The 17,702-nt window shown below is 55.7% G+C and carries 25 protein-coding genes; all 25 read right to left on the reverse strand.

Features of this window, described 5'->3' with window-relative positions; genetic code table 11:
- Nucleotide 1: 1 nt before the first annotated feature.
- The 25 genes from rpmD to rpoC all read right to left on the reverse strand — a co-directional run bounded on the left by rpmD (nucleotide 2) and on the right by rpoC (nucleotide 17,683).
- Entirely contained in the window at nucleotides 2-178 is a 177-nt protein-coding gene (gene rpmD, locus CYD26_RS02340; protein WP_010220317.1) for a 50S ribosomal protein L30, read from the reverse strand.
- Nucleotides 179-180: 2 nt separating this feature from the next.
- Complete coding sequence (gene rpsE / locus CYD26_RS02345) at nucleotides 181-681, reverse strand: 30S ribosomal protein S5 (protein WP_065759201.1); 501 nt, start codon at nucleotides 679-681, stop codon at nucleotides 181-183.
- Between the two features lie 3 nt (nucleotides 682-684).
- The gene (gene rplR / locus CYD26_RS02350) at nucleotides 685-1,035 is read right to left on the reverse strand and encodes a 50S ribosomal protein L18 (RefSeq protein ID WP_011531893.1); all 351 of its coding nucleotides are present in this window, start codon (nucleotides 1,033-1,035) and stop codon (nucleotides 685-687) included.
- Between the two features lie 10 nt (nucleotides 1,036-1,045).
- On the reverse strand, nucleotides 1,046-1,579 hold the full coding sequence (rplF, locus tag CYD26_RS02355; RefSeq protein WP_065759202.1) for a 50S ribosomal protein L6: 534 nt from the start codon (nucleotides 1,577-1,579) through the stop codon (nucleotides 1,046-1,048).
- Nucleotides 1,580-1,591: 12 nt separating this feature from the next.
- Nucleotides 1,592-1,984: a 30S ribosomal protein S8 gene (gene rpsH, locus CYD26_RS02360; RefSeq protein ID WP_010220313.1), complete on the reverse strand. Its 393-nt coding sequence runs from the start codon at nucleotides 1,982-1,984 to the stop codon at nucleotides 1,592-1,594.
- 206 nt (nucleotides 1,985-2,190) lie between these two features.
- Nucleotides 2,191-2,496 carry a 30S ribosomal protein S14 gene (gene rpsN, locus CYD26_RS02365; RefSeq protein WP_065759203.1) on the reverse strand — a complete coding sequence of 102 codons (306 nt, stop codon included), beginning with the start codon at nucleotides 2,494-2,496 and terminating at the stop codon, nucleotides 2,191-2,193.
- A 13-nt stretch (nucleotides 2,497-2,509) separates the two neighbouring features.
- Nucleotides 2,510-3,049, reverse strand: coding sequence for a 50S ribosomal protein L5 (gene rplE, locus CYD26_RS02370; protein WP_009397500.1), 540 nt, complete (start codon nucleotides 3,047-3,049; stop codon nucleotides 2,510-2,512).
- Between the two features lie 20 nt (nucleotides 3,050-3,069).
- A complete protein-coding gene (gene rplX, locus CYD26_RS02375; RefSeq protein WP_008374158.1) occupies nucleotides 3,070-3,384 on the reverse strand; it encodes a 50S ribosomal protein L24 in 315 nt (104 codons plus the stop codon).
- 11 nt (nucleotides 3,385-3,395) lie between these two features.
- Complete coding sequence (rplN, locus tag CYD26_RS02380) at nucleotides 3,396-3,764, reverse strand: 50S ribosomal protein L14 (protein ID WP_002555479.1); 369 nt, start codon at nucleotides 3,762-3,764, stop codon at nucleotides 3,396-3,398.
- A gap of 23 nt (nucleotides 3,765-3,787) precedes the next feature.
- The gene (gene rpsQ / locus CYD26_RS02385; RefSeq protein ID WP_008374160.1) at nucleotides 3,788-4,054 is read right to left on the reverse strand and encodes a 30S ribosomal protein S17; all 267 of its coding nucleotides are present in this window, start codon (nucleotides 4,052-4,054) and stop codon (nucleotides 3,788-3,790) included.
- Between the two features lie 2 nt (nucleotides 4,055-4,056).
- On the reverse strand, nucleotides 4,057-4,248 hold the full coding sequence (gene rpmC / locus CYD26_RS02390; RefSeq protein ID WP_065759204.1) for a 50S ribosomal protein L29: 192 nt from the start codon (nucleotides 4,246-4,248) through the stop codon (nucleotides 4,057-4,059).
- Complete coding sequence (gene rplP, locus CYD26_RS02395) at nucleotides 4,248-4,661, reverse strand: 50S ribosomal protein L16 (RefSeq protein WP_003255479.1); 414 nt, start codon at nucleotides 4,659-4,661, stop codon at nucleotides 4,248-4,250. Before rplP ends, rpmC begins: the two co-directional genes overlap by 1 nt.
- A 12-nt stretch (nucleotides 4,662-4,673) precedes the next feature.
- Nucleotides 4,674-5,360 (reverse strand): 30S ribosomal protein S3, encoded by a 687-nt coding sequence (rpsC, locus tag CYD26_RS02400; protein ID WP_010220308.1) that lies wholly within the window; start codon nucleotides 5,358-5,360, stop codon nucleotides 4,674-4,676.
- Nucleotides 5,361-5,373: 13 nt separating this feature from the next.
- Nucleotides 5,374-5,706: a 50S ribosomal protein L22 gene (rplV, locus tag CYD26_RS02405; protein WP_003103908.1), complete on the reverse strand. Its 333-nt coding sequence runs from the start codon at nucleotides 5,704-5,706 to the stop codon at nucleotides 5,374-5,376.
- Between the two features lie 11 nt (nucleotides 5,707-5,717).
- On the reverse strand, nucleotides 5,718-5,993 hold the full coding sequence (gene rpsS, locus CYD26_RS02410; RefSeq protein WP_002555486.1) for a 30S ribosomal protein S19: 276 nt from the start codon (nucleotides 5,991-5,993) through the stop codon (nucleotides 5,718-5,720).
- A gap of 16 nt (nucleotides 5,994-6,009) precedes the next feature.
- On the reverse strand, nucleotides 6,010-6,834 hold the full coding sequence (gene rplB, locus CYD26_RS02415; RefSeq protein ID WP_065759205.1) for a 50S ribosomal protein L2: 825 nt from the start codon (nucleotides 6,832-6,834) through the stop codon (nucleotides 6,010-6,012).
- Nucleotides 6,835-6,848: 14 nt separating this feature from the next.
- Nucleotides 6,849-7,148, reverse strand: a complete 300-nt coding sequence (gene rplW / locus CYD26_RS02420) for a 50S ribosomal protein L23 (protein ID WP_065759206.1) — start codon at nucleotides 7,146-7,148, stop codon at nucleotides 6,849-6,851.
- Nucleotides 7,145-7,747 (reverse strand): 50S ribosomal protein L4, encoded by a 603-nt coding sequence (gene rplD, locus CYD26_RS02425; RefSeq protein ID WP_065759207.1) that lies wholly within the window; start codon nucleotides 7,745-7,747, stop codon nucleotides 7,145-7,147. Before rplD ends, rplW begins: the two co-directional genes overlap by 4 nt.
- A 12-nt stretch (nucleotides 7,748-7,759) precedes the next feature.
- The gene (rplC, locus tag CYD26_RS02430; RefSeq protein ID WP_065759211.1) at nucleotides 7,760-8,395 is read right to left on the reverse strand and encodes a 50S ribosomal protein L3; all 636 of its coding nucleotides are present in this window, start codon (nucleotides 8,393-8,395) and stop codon (nucleotides 7,760-7,762) included.
- Nucleotides 8,396-8,476: 81 nt separating this feature from the next.
- On the reverse strand, nucleotides 8,477-8,788 hold the full coding sequence (gene rpsJ, locus CYD26_RS02435; protein ID WP_003186070.1) for a 30S ribosomal protein S10: 312 nt from the start codon (nucleotides 8,786-8,788) through the stop codon (nucleotides 8,477-8,479).
- A 142-nt stretch (nucleotides 8,789-8,930) separates the two neighbouring features.
- Nucleotides 8,931-10,124: an elongation factor Tu gene (tuf, locus tag CYD26_RS02440; protein ID WP_099775969.1), complete on the reverse strand. Its 1,194-nt coding sequence runs from the start codon at nucleotides 10,122-10,124 to the stop codon at nucleotides 8,931-8,933.
- Nucleotides 10,125-10,154: 30 nt separating this feature from the next.
- Nucleotides 10,155-12,287: an elongation factor G gene (gene fusA / locus CYD26_RS02445; protein ID WP_065761366.1), complete on the reverse strand. Its 2,133-nt coding sequence runs from the start codon at nucleotides 12,285-12,287 to the stop codon at nucleotides 10,155-10,157.
- A gap of 30 nt (nucleotides 12,288-12,317) precedes the next feature.
- Nucleotides 12,318-12,788: a 30S ribosomal protein S7 gene (gene rpsG, locus CYD26_RS02450; protein ID WP_003246741.1), complete on the reverse strand. Its 471-nt coding sequence runs from the start codon at nucleotides 12,786-12,788 to the stop codon at nucleotides 12,318-12,320.
- Nucleotides 12,789-12,908: 120 nt separating this feature from the next.
- Entirely contained in the window at nucleotides 12,909-13,280 is a 372-nt protein-coding gene (rpsL, locus tag CYD26_RS02455; protein WP_003186084.1) for a 30S ribosomal protein S12, read from the reverse strand.
- Between the two features lie 203 nt (nucleotides 13,281-13,483).
- Nucleotides 13,484-17,683 (reverse strand): DNA-directed RNA polymerase subunit beta', encoded by a 4,200-nt coding sequence (gene rpoC, locus CYD26_RS02460; protein ID WP_065761367.1) that lies wholly within the window; start codon nucleotides 17,681-17,683, stop codon nucleotides 13,484-13,486.
- Between the last annotated feature and the right edge of the window lie 19 nt (nucleotides 17,684-17,702).

Below are 17,702 nucleotides of genomic sequence, written 5' to 3' on the forward strand. Positions count from 1 at the left end.
ATTAACCCTCGACGCGCAGCATGTAGTAAGCCTTGTTGATCATCCCGCGGTTCTCGGGAGTATCCAGGACTTCTACAGTGTGACCGATGCGACGCAGACCAAGGCCTTTAACACACAGTTTGTGGTTAGGCAGACGGCCAGCGGTACTTTTGATCAACGTTACTTTAACGGTAGCCATGATCAGATGATCTCCTCAACACTCTTGCCACGCTTGGCGGCAATGGACTCAGGAGATTGCATGGCTTTCAGACCCTTGAAAGTGGCATGAACCACGTTCACTGGGTTGGTCGAACCGTAGCACTTGGCCAGAACGTTCTGAACACCAGCAACTTCCAGGACAGCACGCATTGCGCCGCCAGCGATGATACCGGTACCGTTAGAGGCAGGCTGCATGTAAACCTTCGAGGCGCCGTGGGCGGCCTTGGTAGCGTACTGCAGAGTGGTGCCGTTCAGGTCCACTTGAATCATGTTGCGACGAGCAGCTTCCATTGCCTTCTGGATCGCAGCAGGCACTTCACGCGACTTGCCACGGCCGAAGCCAACACGACCTTTACCATCACCAACCACGGTCAACGCGGTGAAAGTGAAGATACGGCCGCCTTTTACGGTTTTAGCTACGCGGTTAACTTGAACCAGCTTCTCGATGTAGCCTTCGTCGCGCTTTTGGTCGTTATTTGACATAACTTAGAACTCCAGCCCGCCTTCACGAGCAGCATCAGCCAGTGCCTTGACACGGCCGTGGTACTTGAAGCCAGAACGGTCGAAAGCAACTTGAGAAACGCCAGCGGCTTTCGCACGCTCGGCAACCAGCTTGCCAACCTTAGTGGCCGCGTCGATGTTGCCAGTGGCGCCATCACGCAGTTCTTTGTCCAAAGTCGAGGCGCTGGCCAGGACTTTGCTGCCGTCGGCCGAAATGACCTGGGCGTAGATGTGCTGCGAAGAGCGGAACACGCAGAGACGCACGGCTTCGAGCTCGTGCATTTTCAGACGTGCTTTGCGAGCGCGACGCAGTCGAGTAACTTTTTTGTCGGTCATTTGCTAGGCCCTACTTCTTCTTGGCTTCTTTACGACGGACGACTTCATCCGCGTAACGCACACCCTTACCTTTGTAAGGCTCTGGCGGACGGAAATCGCGAATTTCAGCGGCCACTTGACCAACCAGTTGCTTATCGATGCCCTTGATCAGGATATCGGTCTGGCTTGGGGTCTCAGCAGTGACGCCTTGCGGCAGCTGATAATCAACCGGGTGGGAGAAACCGAGAGCCAGGGACAGCACTTCGCCTTTGGCCTGAGCCTTGTAACCAACACCGACCAGCTGGAGCTTACGCTCGAAGCCTTGGCTTACGCCCTGGACCATGTTGTTAACCAGAGCACGGGTAGTACCGGCCATGGCGCGAGTCTGTTGATCGCCATTGCGAGCAGCGAAACGCAGCTCACCGGCTTCTTCGACGACTTCTACGGACGAGTGAACATTCAGTTCGAGAGTGCCCTTGGCACCCTTCACCGAAAGCTGTTGGCCGGCGAACTTAACTTCGACGCCTGCTGGCAGCTTTACGGGGTTCTTAGCGACGCGAGACATGCTTATCCCCCCTTAGAACACAGTGCAGAGAACTTCGCCGCCGACACCGGCAGCGCGCGCAGCACGATCAGTCATCACACCTTTGTTGGTGGAGACGATAGACACGCCCAGACCGCCACGTACTTTCGGCAGTTCTTCGACGGACTTGTACTGACGCAGGCCTGGACGACTTACGCGCTTGACTTCTTCGATGACTGGACGGCCTTCGAAGTATTTCAGCTCGATGGACAGCGACGGTTTAACTTCGCTGCTGACCTGGTAACCCGCGATGTAACCTTCGTCTTTCAGAACTTTGGCTACAGCCACCTTCAGGGTAGAAGAAGGCATGCTTACGACGGACTTTTCAGCCATCTGGGCATTACGGATTCGAGTTAGCATGTCCGCTAACGGGTCCTGCATACTCATGGGCTAGACGCTCCTGATACAAGAATAATTAGCCTTTCGGCTACTACAGACACCCGAACGACCCAGGAAAAACCCGGGCTCAGGTGAGCCGGTCATTCTAGACACATCCCAGAAACGAAACAAGCCCCATAAGGGGCTTGTTTCGTTGCCAGGTCACCGGCGGTCGGAAGATTGCTCCTCCTCCGCCAGGACACTGTCGGCACGTCTTACCAGCTGGCTTTAACCAGACCTGGAACGTCACCGCGCATTGCTGCTTCACGCAGCTTGTTACGGCCCAGGCCGAACTTGCGGTAAACGCCGTGTGGACGGCCGGTGATGCGGCAGCGGTTACGCATGCGAGAGGCGCTTGCGTCACGTGGCTGCTTCTGCAGAGCTACAGCAGCTGCCCAACGCTCTTCTGGAGTTGCATTCAGATTAACGATGGTAGCTTTGAGCTCAGCACGCTTCTTGGCGTATTTAGCAACCGTGAGCTGACGCTTCAGCTCGCGGTTTTTCATGCTCTTCTTGGCCATTTTCCTACTCCAATCAGTTGCGGAACGGGAATTTGAAAGCACGCAGCAGGGCGCGACCTTCGTCATCCGTACGAGCAGTAGTGGTCAGGGTAATGTCCAGACCGCGGAGAGCATCGATCTTGTCGTAATCGATTTCCGGGAAGATGATCTGCTCTTTCACGCCCATGCTGTAGTTGCCACGACCATCGAAGGACTTGGCATTCAGGCCGCGGAAGTCGCGAACCCGAGGCAGGGAGATCGCCAGCAGGCGGTCCAGGAATTCGTACATACGATCGCGGCGCAGAGTAACTTTAACGCCAATCGGCCAGCCCTCACGGACTTTGAAGCCCGCGATGGATTTCCGTGCGAAAGTCACAACGGCTTTTTGACCGGTGATCTTTTCCAGGTCAGCAACAGCGTGCTCGATGACTTTTTTGTCGCCGATCGCTTCGCCCAGACCCATGTTCAGGGTGATTTTGGTAACGCGCGGAACTTCCATCACGTTCGCCAGCTTAAGTTCTTCCTTAAGCTTGGGAGCGATTTCCTTCCGATAAATCTCTTTCAGTCGTGCCATGGTCTTCTACCTAGCAGTGTTCAAGCATCAACCGCTTTTTGGGTCGACTTGAAGACACGAATTTTTTTGCCTTCTTCTACTTTGAAACCAACGCGGTCAGCCTTGTTGGTTTCGCCGTTGAAAATGGCGACGTTGGAAGCGTGCAGTGGCGCTTCTTTCTCGACGATACCGCCTTGTACGCCCGACATAGGGTTAGGCTTGGTATGACGCTTCACCAGGTTGATCCCACCAACGACCAGACGGTCATCAGCGAGCACCTTCAGCACCTTACCGCGCTTACCTTTGTCTTTGCCGGCGATCACGATGATCTCGTCGTCACGACGAATCTTTTGCATGTCGGATCTCCTTACAGCACTTCTGGGGCGAGCGAGACGATCTTCATGAACTTCTCAGTACGAAGTTCACGGGTCACTGGCCCAAAGATACGGGTGCCGATTGGCTCTTGCTTGTTGTTCAACAGAACAGCAGCGTTGCCATCAAAGCGGATAATCGAACCATCGGCACGGCGAACGCCGTGACGGGTGCGGACTACAACAGCAGTCATCACCTGGCCCTTTTTCACTTTACCGCGAGGAATTGCTTCCTTGACGGTTACTTTGATGATGTCACCGATACCGGCGTAACGACGGTGGGAACCGCCGAGCACCTTGATGCACATGACGCGACGAGCGCCGCTGTTATCGGCCACATCGAGCATGGATTGAGTCTGAATCATAAAATTTCTCCGACCCTTAGCCCTTAGACTTCAACAGCGCGTTCGAGAACTTCAACCAGTGCCCAGGACTTGGTCTTGGCCAGCGGACGGGTCTCGCGAATGGAGACCTTGTCGCCGATGTGGCACTGATTGGTTTCGTCGTGCGCGTGCAGCTTAGTCGAACGCTTAACGTATTTACCGTAGATCGGGTGCTTAACGCGACGCTCGATCAGTACGGTGATGGTCTTGTCCATTTTGTCGCTGACGACACGGCCAGTCAGCGTACGGACGGTTTTTTCAGCTTCAGCCATGATCACTTACCTGCCTGCTGGTTGAGCACAGTTTTCACGCGAGCGATGTCACGCTTAACTTGCGAGAGCAGGTGCGACTGCCCCAACTGGCCAGTTGCTTTCTGCATGCGCAGATTGAACTGGTCGCGCAGCAAGCCGAGCAGTTGCTCGTTCAGTTGCTGTGCTGATTTGTCACGAAGTTCATTCGCTTTCATCACATCACCGTCCGCTTAACAAAGGAGGTGGCGAGAGGCAGCTTTGCAGCCGCCAAGGCGAATGCCTCACGCGCCAGCTCTTCAGAAACACCCTCGATCTCGTACAGGACTTTGCCTGGCTGGATCTGGGCAACCCAGTACTCCACGGAACCCTTACCTTTACCCATCCGCACTTCGAGAGGCTTCTTGGAGATCGGCTTGTCCGGGAATACACGGATCCAGATCTTGCCGCCACGTTTTACGTGACGAGTCAGAGCACGACGTGCCGACTCGATCTGGCGAGCGGTGAGACGACCGCGAGCAACAGCTTTCAGAGCAAATTCGCCGAAGCTGACTTTGCTACCGCGCAGTGCCAGACCACGGTTGTGGCCGGTCATCTGCTTGCGGAATTTTGTACGCTTTGGTTGCAACATTTGGCGTACCCCTTACTTAGCAGCTTTTTTACGAGGCGCTGGTGCTTGTGGTTTCAGTTCTTCTTGGCGACCACCGATAACTTCGCCTTTGAAGATCCAAACCTTGACACCGATCACACCATAAGTGGTGTGAGCTTCGTAGGTGGCATAGTCGATATCGGCACGCAGGGTGTGCAGTGGCACACGACCTTCGCGATACCATTCAGTACGTGCGATTTCAGCACCGCCGAGACGACCGCTCACTTGGATTTTGATGCCTTTGGCACCAATACGCATGGCGTTCTGTACAGCGCGCTTCATGGCGCGACGGAACATCACACGACGCTCCAGCTGCTGAGCTACGCTCTGAGCAACCAGCATACCGTCGAGTTCCGGCTTGCGGATCTCTTCGATATTGATGTGCACAGGCACACCCATTTGCTTGGTCAGGTCCTGACGCAGTTTTTCAACATCCTCACCTTTCTTCCCGATAACGATACCTGGACGAGCGGTGTGGATGGTGATGCGTGCAGTTTGGGCCGGACGATGGATATCGATACGGCTAACGGACGCGCTTTTTAGTTTGTCTTGGAGATACTCACGCACGTTCAGATCTGCGAGCAAATAGTCCGCATAAGTCCGACCGTCTGCATACCAGACGGAGGTGTGCTCCTTGACGATTCCCAGGCGAATGCCAGTGGGATGTACTTTCTGACCCATCTGATCGACTCCGTTACTTGTCCGCAACCTTGACAGTGATATGGCAAGACCGCTTGACGATGCGATCAGCGCGGCCTTTGGCACGCGGCATGATACGCTTCAGCGAACGCCCTTCGTTGACGAAAACGGTGGAGACCTTCAGGTCATCAACGTCTGCGCCTTCGTTATGCTCGGCGTTGGCTACGGCCGACTCGAGGACTTTCTTCATGATTTCAGCGGCTTTCTTGCTGCTGAAGGCCAACAGGTTGAGCGCTTCGCCCACCTTCTTCCCGCGGATCTGGTCGGCGACCAAGCGGGCTTTCTGGGCGGAGATGCGAGCGCCCGACAACTTAGCGGCTACTTCCATTTCCTTACCCCTTAACGCTTGGCTTTCTTGTCAGCCACGTGCCCGCGGTAGGTGCGGGTACCGGCGAACTCGCCCAGTTTATGGCCGACCATGTCTTCGTTCACGAGAACTGGGACGTGTTGGCGACCGTTGTGTACCGCGATGGTCAAACCGACCATTTGTGGCAGGATCATGGAACGGCGCGACCAGGTTTTAACTGGTTTGCGATCGTTCTTTTCCGCCGCCACTTCGATCTTCTTCAGTAGGTGAAGATCAATAAAAGGACCTTTTTTCAGAGAACGTGGCACTGTCGTATCCCTCTATTTACTTGCGACGACGGACGATCATATTGTCGGTACGCTTATTACCACGAGTCTTAGCACCCTTAGTCGGGAAGCCCCATGGCGATACCGGATGACGACCACCGGAGGTACGACCTTCACCACCACCGTGCGGGTGGTCAACCGGGTTCATGGCAACACCACGAACGGTTGGGCGAACGCCACGCCAGCGTTTAGCACCAGCTTTACCCAGCGAACGCAGGCTGTGCTCGGAGTTCGAGACTTCACCCAGGGTCGCACGGCATTCAGCCAGGACTTTACGCATTTCACCAGAGCGCAGACGCAGGGTCACGTAGACACCTTCGCGAGCGATCAGCTGAGCCGAAGCACCAGCGGAACGAGCGATTTGTGCACCTTTGCCCGGCTTCAGTTCGATGCCGTGAATGGTGCTACCCACTGGGATGTTACGCAGCTGCAGGGAGTTGCCTGGCTTGATTGGAGCCAGAGCACCTGCGATCAGCTGGTCGCCAGCACTCACGCCTTTAGGGGCGATGATGTAGCGGCGCTCGCCGTCTGCATAGCACAGCAGTGCGATGTGAGCAGTACGGTTTGGATCGTATTCAATACGCTCGACAGTTGCGGCGATGCCGTCCTTGTCGTTGCGACGGAAGTCGACCATACGGTAATGCTGCTTATGACCACCACCTACGTGACGAGTAGTGATGCGGCCATTGTTGTTACGACCACCAGTCTTCGATTTCTTCTCGAGCAGCGGTGCGTGAGGAGCGCCTTTATGCAGCTCCTGGTTGACCACCTTGACCACGAAACGGCGGCCAGGGGAAGTCGGTTTGCATTTAACGATTGCCATGATGCACCCCTTCCTTACTCAGCACTGCTGCTGAAATCGAGATCTTGGCCTGGCTGAAGGGATACGATCGCCTTCTTCCAGTCATTGCGCTTGCCCAGACCACGAGCGGTGCGCTTGGTCTTACCCAGAACGTTCACGGTAGTGACGTTCTCGACCTTGACACCGAACAGACCTTCGACAGCCTTCTTGATTTCCAGCTTGGTTGCATCAGTAGCAACCTTGAATACGAACTGGCCTTTCTTCTCAGCCAGAACCGTGGCCTTCTCGGAAACGTGCGGGCCAAGTAGAACTTTAAATACGCGTTCCTGGTTCATCCCAGCAGCTCCTCGAATTTCTTCACGGCCGACACAGTGATCAACACTTTGTCGTATGCGATCAGACTGACCGGATCGGAACCTTGTACGTCACGTACATCGACGTGCGGCAGGTTGCGAGCAGCCAGGTACAGATTCTGATCAACAGCCTCAGAAACGATCAGTACGTCGGTCAGACCCATACCGTTCAGCTTGTTCAGCAGGTCTTTGGTTTTCGGTGCTTCAACAGCGAAGTCCTGAACCACGACCAGACGGTCGGTACGCACCAGCTCAGCGAGGATGGAGCGCAGTGCTGCGCGGTACATCTTCTTGTTGAGCTTCTGCGAGTGATCCTGAGGACGAGCTGCGAAAGTGGTACCGCCGCCACGCCAGATTGGGCTACGGATAGTACCGGCACGAGCACGGCCAGTACCTTTCTGACGCCATGGGCGCTTACCGCCACCAGCAACGTCGGAACGGGTTTTCTGCTGCTTGGTACCCTGACGGCCGCCAGCCATGTAGGCCACGACTGCTTGGTGAACCAGCGTCTCGTTGAATTCGCCGCCGAAAGTCAGTTCGGAAACTTCGATCGCTTGAGCGTCATTTACATTTAGTTGCATGTCAGCTTCCCCTTAACCGCGAGCCTTGGCAGCCGGACGCACAACCAGATCGCCGCCAGTAGCGCCAGGAACGGCACCCTTGACCAGCAACAGATTGCGTTCAGCGTCGACGCGCACTACTTCGAGGGACTGAACGGTCACGCGCTCGGCGCCCATATGACCGGACATTTTTTTGCCCTTGAATACACGACCAGGAGTCTGGCACTGGCCGATAGAGCCCGGGACGCGGTGGGAAACGGAGTTACCGTGGGTGTTATCTTGACCGCGGAAATTCCAACGCTTGATGGTACCGGCAAAGCCTTTACCTTTGGACTGACCGGTAACATCTACCAGTTGGCCTGCAGCGAAGAGTTCAGCATTGATCAAGTCGCCAGCCTGGTACTCGCCTTCTTCAAGGCGGAATTCCCAGACACCGCGACCAGCGGCAACGTTCGCTTTAGCGAAGTGACCTGCTTGAGCAGCAGTCACGCGCGAAGCACGACGCTCACCTACAGTGACTTGCACTGCACGATAGCCATCGGTTTCTTCAGTTTTGAACTGGGTGACGCGATTCGGCTCGATCTCAATGACCGTGACCGGAATGGAGACACCTTCTTCGGTGAAAATACGGGTCATACCGCATTTACGACCGACTACACCAATAGTCATGTTGTAAACCTCATGAGTGTACGGGGCTTTCACCCGCTATGGCCGCCCATTTCAGAGCGTTACACGACTAAGACCCGAGTCTTAGCCGAGGCTGATCTGCACTTCCACACCTGCCGCAAGATCAAGCTTCATAAGTGCATCAACGGTTTTATCCGTTGGCTGGACGATGTCCAGTACGCGCTTATGAGTACGGATCTCGTACTGGTCACGCGCGTCTTTGTTGACGTGCGGGGAGACCAGAACGGTGAACCGCTCTTTACGGGTAGGCAGTGGAATTGGACCACGCACTTGAGCACCAGTACGTTTCGCGGTTTCCACGATTTCCTGGGTGGATTGGTCGATCAGGCGATGGTCAAAAGCCTTCAACCTGATACGGATTTGCTGATTTTGCATTGGATTTCAGACTCCAGGCTGCTATTCCCACCGGGCGCACTACGCCCGTTAAAAGGAGGCGTGATTCTATAGACGCCCCAGTTGGGTGTCAACCCAATAAAAAAAGCCCCCGCTGAGCGGGGGCTTTTCAAAGCATCGAATATTACTCGATGATTTTGGCTACGACGCCAGCGCCGACGGTACGACCGCCTTCACGGATAGCGAAACGCAGACCATCTTCCATTGCGATGGTTTTGATCAGAGTGACAGTCATCTGGATGTTGTCACCTGGCATTACCATTTCAACGCCTTCTGGCAGCTCGCAGTTACCAGTCACGTCAGTAGTACGGAAGTAGAACTGTGGACGGTAGCCTTTGAAGAACGGAGTATGACGGCCGCCTTCTTCCTTGCTCAGAACGTAAACTTCTGCGGTGAACTTGGTGTGCGGCTTAACCGAACCTGGCTTAACCAGAACCTGACCACGCTCAACGTCGTCACGCTTGGTACCACGCAGCAGAACGCCGCAGTTCTCGCCAGCACGACCTTCGTCCAGCAGCTTGCGGAACATCTCAACACCGGTGCAGGTGGTGGTGGTGGTGTCACGCAGACCAACGATTTCCAGAGCGTCTTGAACGCGGACGATACCACGCTCGATACGACCGGTAACAACAGTACCACGACCCGAGATCGAGAATACGTCTTCGATTGGCATCAGGAACGGCTTGTCGATAGCGCGCTCTGGCTCTGGGATGTAGCTGTCCAGAGTTTCAACCAGCTTCTTGACAGCGGTGGTACCCATGCCGTTGTCGTCTTTGCCTTCCAGCGCCATACGAGCAGAACCGATGATGATCGGAGTGTCGTCGCCTGGGAAGTCATAGGTGGACAGCAGGTCGCGAACTTCCATCTCAACCAGTTCCAGCAGCTCTGCGTCGTCTACCAGGTCAGCCTTGTTCAGGAAGACCACGATGTACGGAACGCCTACCTGACGGGACAGCAGGATGTGCTCACGGGTTTGTGGCATCGGACCATCGGCGGCCGAGCAAACCAGGATAGCGCCGTCCATCTGAGCAGCACCGGTGATCATGTTCTTCACGTAGTCAGCGTGACCTGGGCAGTCAACGTGAGCGTAGTGACGAATGTTCGAGTTGTACTCGACGTGCGCGGTGTTGATGGTGATACCGCGAGCTTTCTCTTCTGGAGCGCTGTCGATCTTGTCGAATTCGACAACAGCCGAACCGAAAACTTCGGAGCAGACGCGAGTCAGAGCAGCAGTCAGAGTGGTTTTACCATGGTCAACGTGACCGATGGTGCCAACGTTGACGTGCGGAAGGGAACGATCAAATTTTTCTTTAGCCACGACAATTAACTCCTAGCCTAAAGGACTGAATCAGCCTTGTTTTTTAACGAGCGCTTCGACGATGTTCGACGGAGCCTCAGCGTATTTGGAGAATTCCATGGAGTAGCTCGCGCGACCCTGAGACATGGAACGAACGTCGGTCGCATAACCGAACATCTCTCCGAGCGGAACTTCAGCACGGACAACCTTGCCGGACACCGAATCTTCCATACCCTGGATCAGACCACGACGACGGTTCAGGTCACCCATCACGTCACCCATGTAGTCCTCAGGGGTCACAACTTCCACCTTCATGATCGGCTCAAGCACTTTACCGCCGCCTTTCGTGGCCAGCTGCTTGGTCGCCATGGAGGCCGCCACCTTGAACGCCATCTCGTTGGAGTCGACGTCGTGGTAGGAACCATCAAACACGGTTGCCTTCAGGCCGATCAGCGGATAGCCGGCAACGATGCCGTTCTTCATCTGCTCTTCGATACCCTTCTGGATAGCCGGGATGTATTCCTTCGGAACCACACCACCCACAACCTCGTTAGTGAAAACCAGGCCTTCGGTGATGTTGCCCTTATCGTCCACGTCTGGCTGCGAGAAGCGAATCCAGCAGTGACCGAACTGACCGCGACCACCGGACTGACGGACGAACTTACCTTCGATCTCGACGTTGTCCTTGGTGATCTGCTCGCGGTAGGAAACCTGTGGCTTACCGATGTTGGCTTCAACGTTGAACTCGCGCTTCATGCGGTCAACGAGGATGTCCAGGTGAAGCTCGCCCATACCCGAGATAATGGTCTGGCCGGTTTCTTCGTCGGTCTTGACGCGGAACGACGGGTCTTCCTGAGCCAACTTGCCCAGTGCGATACCCATCTTTTCCTGATCCTGCTTGGTTTTCGGCTCAACAGCTACCGAAATTACCGGCTCAGGGAAATCCATACGCTCAAGGATTACCGGCTTGTCGGCGTCACAGAGGGTATCACCAGTGGTGACATCTTTCATGCCGATCAGCGCAGCGATGTCGCCTGCACGTACTTCCTTGATCTCTTCACGCTGGTTGGCGTGCATCTGCACCATACGACCAACGCGCTCTTTCTTGCCCTTGACCGAGTTGATCACGGAGTCACCAGAGCTCAGGAAGCCCGAGTAGACGCGCACGAAAGTCAGAGTACCAACGAATGGGTCGGTAGCGATCTTGAACGCCAAAGCCGAGAACGGCTCATCATCGCTAGCGTGACGCTCGATTTTCGGAGCGCTTTCGTCGTCGATGTTGTCCGGGTGGATACCCTGAATTGCAGGGATCTCGGTCGGAGCAGGCAGGAAGTCGATAACGGCGTCAAGAACCAGAGGAACACCCTTGTTCTTGAAGGAAGAGCCGCAGACAGCCGGAACGATCTCGCTAGCCAGGGTGCGAGCACGCAGACCAGCCTTGATTTCTTCGACGGACAGCTCACCTTCTTCAAGGTACTTGTTCATCAGCTCTTCGTTGGCCTCAGCAGCAGCTTCGACCATATTGGCGCGCCACTCTTCAGCCAGCTCCAGCATATCAGCAGGAATTTCTTCCTCGCGATAGGTGGTGCCCTTGTCGTCTTCGTTCCAGTAGATCGCCTTCATCTTGATCAGATCAACCTGACCTTCGAAGTTCTCTTCCGAACCGATAGCCAGCTGGACAGGAACCGGGGTGTGACCCAGACGGTTCTTGATCTGACCAACTACGCGCAGGAAGTTAGCACCTGCACGGTCCATCTTGTTCACGTAAACAACACGTGGAACACCGTACTTGTTGGCCTGACGCCATACGGTTTCGGACTGAGGCTCAACACCGGAGGTACCGCAGAACACAACGACAGCACCGTCGAGCACACGCAGGGAACGCTCTACTTCAATAGTGAAGTCAACGTGGCCTGGTGTATCAATGACGTTTACGCGGTAGTTGTCGTACTGACCACGGGAACCTTTCCAGAAGGTAGTAACGGCAGCAGAGGTAATGGTAATACCCCGCTCCTGCTCCTGAACCATCCAGTCGGTGGTCGCGGCGCCATCATGCACCTCGCCCATTTTGTGGCTCAGGCCTGTGTAGAACAGGATCCGCTCGGTAGTGGTAGTCTTGCCCGCATCAACGTGCGCACAGATACCGATGTTACGGTAGCGGTTAATTGCTGTAGTACGAGCCATAAAGCCCTCGCAAAAAAATTGATGCTGTGATTAGAAGCGGTAGTGCGAGAAAGCCTTGTTGGCTTCAGCCATACGGTGTACGTCTTCACGCTTCTTGACTGCAGCACCTTTGCCTTCAGCAGCATCCAGCAGTTCGCCGGCCAGGCGCAGCGCCATGGACTTCTCGCCACGCTTGCGGGCGTAGTCTACCAGCCAGCGCATTGCCAGCGCGTTACGACGGGATGGACGAACTTCAACAGGAACCTGGTAAGTGGCACCGCCAACACGGCGCGACTTTACTTCGACCAGCGGAGCGATGGCGTCGAGAGCTTTCTCGAAGATTTCCAGGGGATCGCTGTTCTTGCGTGCTTTGACGGTATCCAGAGCACCGTAAACGATGCGCTCGGCTACGGCCTTCTTGCCGCTTTCCATCACGTGGTTCATGAACTTGGCGAGAATCTGGCTTCCGTATTTCGGATCGTCCAGAATCTCACGCTTGGCTGCTACACGACGTCTTGGCATTGATAAGCCCTCAAACGGTCTTCAGGTTAGCCCGGGACACCTGACCCACTGGGTGCGTGCCCGACCTTACTCTTATCGACTCAATAAAATGAATAACTGCAAACTGCTGCAAACGGCCGATTACTTCGGACGCTTGGTACCGTACTTCGAACGGCCTTGGTTACGACCTTTGACGCCGGAGGTATCCAGGGAACCGCGAACGGTGTGGTAACGAACACCTGGCAAGTCTTTTACACGACCGCCACGAATCAGCACCACGCTGTGCTCTTGCAGGTTGTGGCCTTCACCACCGATGTACGAGGAAACCTCGAAACCGTTGGTCAGACGCACACGGCATACTTTACGCAGTGCCGAGTTAGGTTTTTTCGGCGTGGTGGTGTACACACGAGTGCATACGCCACGACGTTGCGGGCAGTTCTGCAGCGCAGGAACGTCGGATTTCTCGACGATACGCTTACGCGGCTGACGTACCAGCTGGTTGATAGTTGCCATCTACTAGCTCCACTGTTGTCTTGCGACGCTATTGTCTTGCAAGAAAAGCAAAATGGCAGGACGAAGTCCCACCAAATTTAGGGGTACAAGAGTCTAAAGAGGATCTTGCCCCCAGTCAAGGCAAGGCCCCAGCCTCCCCTCCCCGGCTGTCGGTGACAATAACAGTCACCGACGACTGGAGTGAGGCCACCAGGGCCCTACGCTTAGTTGCCGCTGGAGTTCAGCGCTTCAGTCAGTGCGGCTTCCACCTCACTGGCACTTACACGCAGCGGCTTGTCGGCATCACGGCGACGCTTGCGCTCGCTGTGGTAAGCCAGACCGGTACCGGCCGGGATCAGACGACCTACGACCACGTTCTCTTTCAGGCCGCGCAGGTAATCGCGCTTGCCGGTTACCGCAGCTTCGGTCAGCACTCGGGTGGTCTCCTGGAAGGAGGCCGCCGAGATGAACGACTCGGTGGAGAGCGAAGCCTTGGTGATACCCAACAGTACGCGCGAGAACTTGGAGACGAACTTGTCTTCAGAAGCCAAGCGCTCGTTCTCTACCAGTACCTGGGTCAACTCCATCTGGTCGCCCTTGATGAAGCTGGAATCACCCGACTCGGCGATCTCAACCTTACGCAGCATCTGACGCAGGATGGTCTCGATGTGCTTGTCGTTGATCTTAACGCCTTGCAGACGGTAAACGTCCTGAATCTCGTTGACGATGTACTTGGCCAGCGCGCTCACACCCAGCAAACGCAGGATGTCGTGCGGATCGCTTGGACCGTCGGAGATAACTTCACCACGGTTCACTTGTTCGCCTTCGAAGACGTTCAGGTGACGCCACTTCGGAATCAGCTCTTCGTACGGCTCGCTGCCATCGTTCGGAGTGATAACCAGGCGGCGCTTGCCCTTGGTTTCTTTACCGAATGCAATGGTACCGCTGACTTCCGCGAGAATCGACGCTTCCTTCGGACGACGCGCTTCGAACAAGTCGGCAACGCGCGGCAGACCACCGGTGATGTCACGGGTCTTGGAAGTTTCTTGCGGGATACGTGCAATAACGTCACCCACACCGATTTGCGCACCGTCAGCAACACCAACCAGGGCGTTCGCCGGCAGGAAGTACTGAGCTGGTACATCGGTACCCGGCAGCAGCAGATCCTTGCCATTGGCGTCGACCATCTTGATTGCAGGACGAATTTCCTTACCTGCAGCCGGACGGTCTTTAACGTCCAATACTTCGATGTTGGTCAAACCAGTCAATTCGTCGGTCTGACGCTTGATGGTAATGCCTTCTTCCATGCCCACGAAGGTCACGGTACCTTTCATTTCGGTAACGATCGGGTGGGTGTGCGGGTCCCACTTGGCAACGATCGCGCCAGCGTCGACCTTGTCACCTTCCTTGACCGAAATCACAGCACCGTAAGGCAGCTTGTAGCGCTCACGCTCACGACCGAATTCGTCGGCAATGGCCAGCTCGCCGGAACGCGAGACCGCGACCAGATTGCCATCGGCACGCTCAACCTGCTTGAGGTTGTGCAGGCGAACCATACCGCCGTTCTTCACCTGGACGCTGTCGGCAGCCGAAGTACGGCTCGCAGCACCACCGATGTGGAACGTACGCATGGTCAGCTGGGTACCAGGCTCACCGATCGACTGGGCAGCGATAACGCCGACAGCCTCACCGATGTTGACCTGATGACCGCGAGCCAGGTCACGACCGTAGCACTTGGCACAGATACCGTAACGGGTTTCACAGCTGATCGGCGAGCGCACGATAACTTCATCGATGCTGTTCAGCTCGATGAACTCAACCCACTTCTCGTCTACCAGAGTGCCAGCAGGGACGATGACTTCGTCGGTGCCAGGCTTGAATACGTCACGGGCAATTACACGACCAAGTACACGCTCACCCAGCGGCTCAACGACGTCGCCACCTTCAATGTGCGGCGTCATCAGCAGGCCCTGTTCGGTGCCGCAATCGATCTCGGTCACTACCAGATCCTGCGCAACGTCTACCAGACGACGCGTCAGATAACCGGAGTTCGCAGTCTTCAACGCGGTATCCGCAAGACCCTTACGAGCACCGTGAGTCGAGATGAAGTACTGCAGTACGCTCAGACCTTCACGGAAGTTCGCGGTGATCGGCGTCTCGATGATCGAGCCGTCCGGCTTGGCCATCAGACCACGCATACCGGCCAACTGACGAATCTGAGCTGCCGAACCCCGAGCACCGGAGTCAGCCATCATGTACATGGAGTTGAAGGACTCTTGCTCGACTTCGTTGCCATCACGGTCGATAACCTTCTCTTTCGAGAGGTTGGCCATCATCGCCTTGGAAACTTCGTCGTTCGCCTTCGACCACAGGTCGATTACCTTGTTGTACTTCTCGCCCTGGGTTACCAGGCCGGAAGCGTACTGGCTCTCGATCTCTTTCACTTCGTCGGTAGCAGTACCGATGATGCGGGCTTTCTCATCCGGGATAACGAAGTCGTTAACACCGATGGAAACGCCAGAAATGGTCGAGTAGGCAAAACCGGTGTACATCAACTGGTCAGCGAAGATCACGGTCTCTTTCAGACCAACAACGCGGTAGCATTGGTTGATCAGCTTGGAGATCGCCTTTTTCTTCATCGGCTGGTTGACCACGTCGTACGACAGGCCGGCCGGAACCACCTGGAACAGCAGCGCACGGCCAACGGTTGTGTCGACGATACGGGTGTTCTTGACGCTGCCACCATCACGATCATTGACGGTTTCGTTGATACGAACCTTGATCTTGGCGTGCAGAGCGGCCTCACCAGCGCGGAACACGCGGTCGACTTCCTGCAGGTCAGCAAAAACGCGACCTTCGCCCTTGGCGTTGATGGCTTCACGGGTCATGTAGTACAGACCCAGTACCACGTCCTGCGAAGGAACGATGATCGGCTCACCGTTGGCTGGCGACAGGATGTTGTTGGTCGACATCATCAGCGCGCGCGCTTCCAGCTGGGCTTCCAGCGTCAGCGGCACGTGAACGGCCATCTGGTCACCGTCGAAGTCGGCGTTGTACGCAGCACAGACCAACGGGTGCAGCTGGATAGCCTTACCTTCGATCAGTACCGGTTCAAAAGCCTGGATACCCAGACGGTGAAGGGTCGGTGCACGGTTAAGCAGTACGGGGTGTTCGCGAATCACTTCGGCAAGAACGTCCCAGACCTCTGGCAGCTCGCGCTCGACCATTTTCTTGGCCGCTTTGATGGTGGTCGCCAGACCGCGCATCTCCAGCTTGCCGAAAATGAATGGTTTGAACAGCTCCAGAGCCATCTTCTTCGGCAGACCGCACTGGTGCAGACGCAGGGTCGGACCTACGGTAATTACCGAACGGCCAGAGTAGTCAACGCGCTTACCGAGCAAGTTCTGACGGAAACGACCTTGCTTACCCTTGATCATGTCAGCCAGGGATTTCAGAGGACGCTTGTTCGAGCCAGTGATGGCGCGGCCACGACGGCCGTTGTCGAGCAGTGCGTCGACCGCTTCCTGCAGCATGCGCTTTTCGTTGCGCACGATGATATCTGGCGCGGACAGGTCGAGCAGGCGCTTCAGACGGTTGTTACGGTTGATCACCCGACGATACAGATCGTTCAGGTCGGAGGTCGCGAAACGACCGCCGTCCAGCGGAACCAATGGGCGCAGATCTGGCGGCAGAACCGGCAGAACGGTCAGAACCATCCACTCAGGCAGGTTGCCGGAGCCCTGGAAGGCCTCCATCAGCTTCAAACGCTTGGACAGCTTCTTGATCTTGGTTTCCGAGTTGGTCTGCGGAATCTCTTCGCGCAGGCGGCCAATTTCGTGCTCCAGATCGATAGCGTGCAGCAGCTCACGTACAGCTTCGGCGCCCATACGAGCGTCAAAGTCGTCGCCGAACTCTTCCAGCGCTTCGAAGTACTGCTCATCGTTCAGCAGTTGACCCTTTTCAAGGGTGGTCATGCCTGGATCGATAACGACATAGCTCTCGAAGTAGAGAACACGTTCGATATCACGCAGGGTCATGTCCATCAGCAAGCCGATACGCGACGGCAGGGACTTCAGGAACCAGATGTGGGCAACCGGAGAGGCCAGCTCGATGTGCGCCATGCGCTCACGACGAACCTTGGCCAGGGCGACTTCAACGCCGCACTTCTCACAGATAACACCACGGTGCTTCAGGCGCTTGTACTTACCGCACAGGCACTCGTAGTCCTTGACTGGACCAAAAATCTTGGCGCAGAACAGACCGTCACGCTCGGGTTTGAACGTACGGTAGTTGATGGTTTCCGGTTTTTTAACTTCACCGAACGACCACGAACGGATCATCTCAGGCGAGGCCAATCCGATACGGATGGCGTCGAACTCTTCGACTTGACCCTGGTTTTTCAGCAAATTCAGTAGGTCTTTCAAGGCCTTTCCTCCTGGCGGA

The sequence above is a fragment of the Pseudomonas sp. FFUP_PS_473 genome (genome assembly GCF_002858665.1).
GTDB lineage: Bacteria > Pseudomonadota > Gammaproteobacteria > Pseudomonadales > Pseudomonadaceae > Aquipseudomonas > Aquipseudomonas defluvii.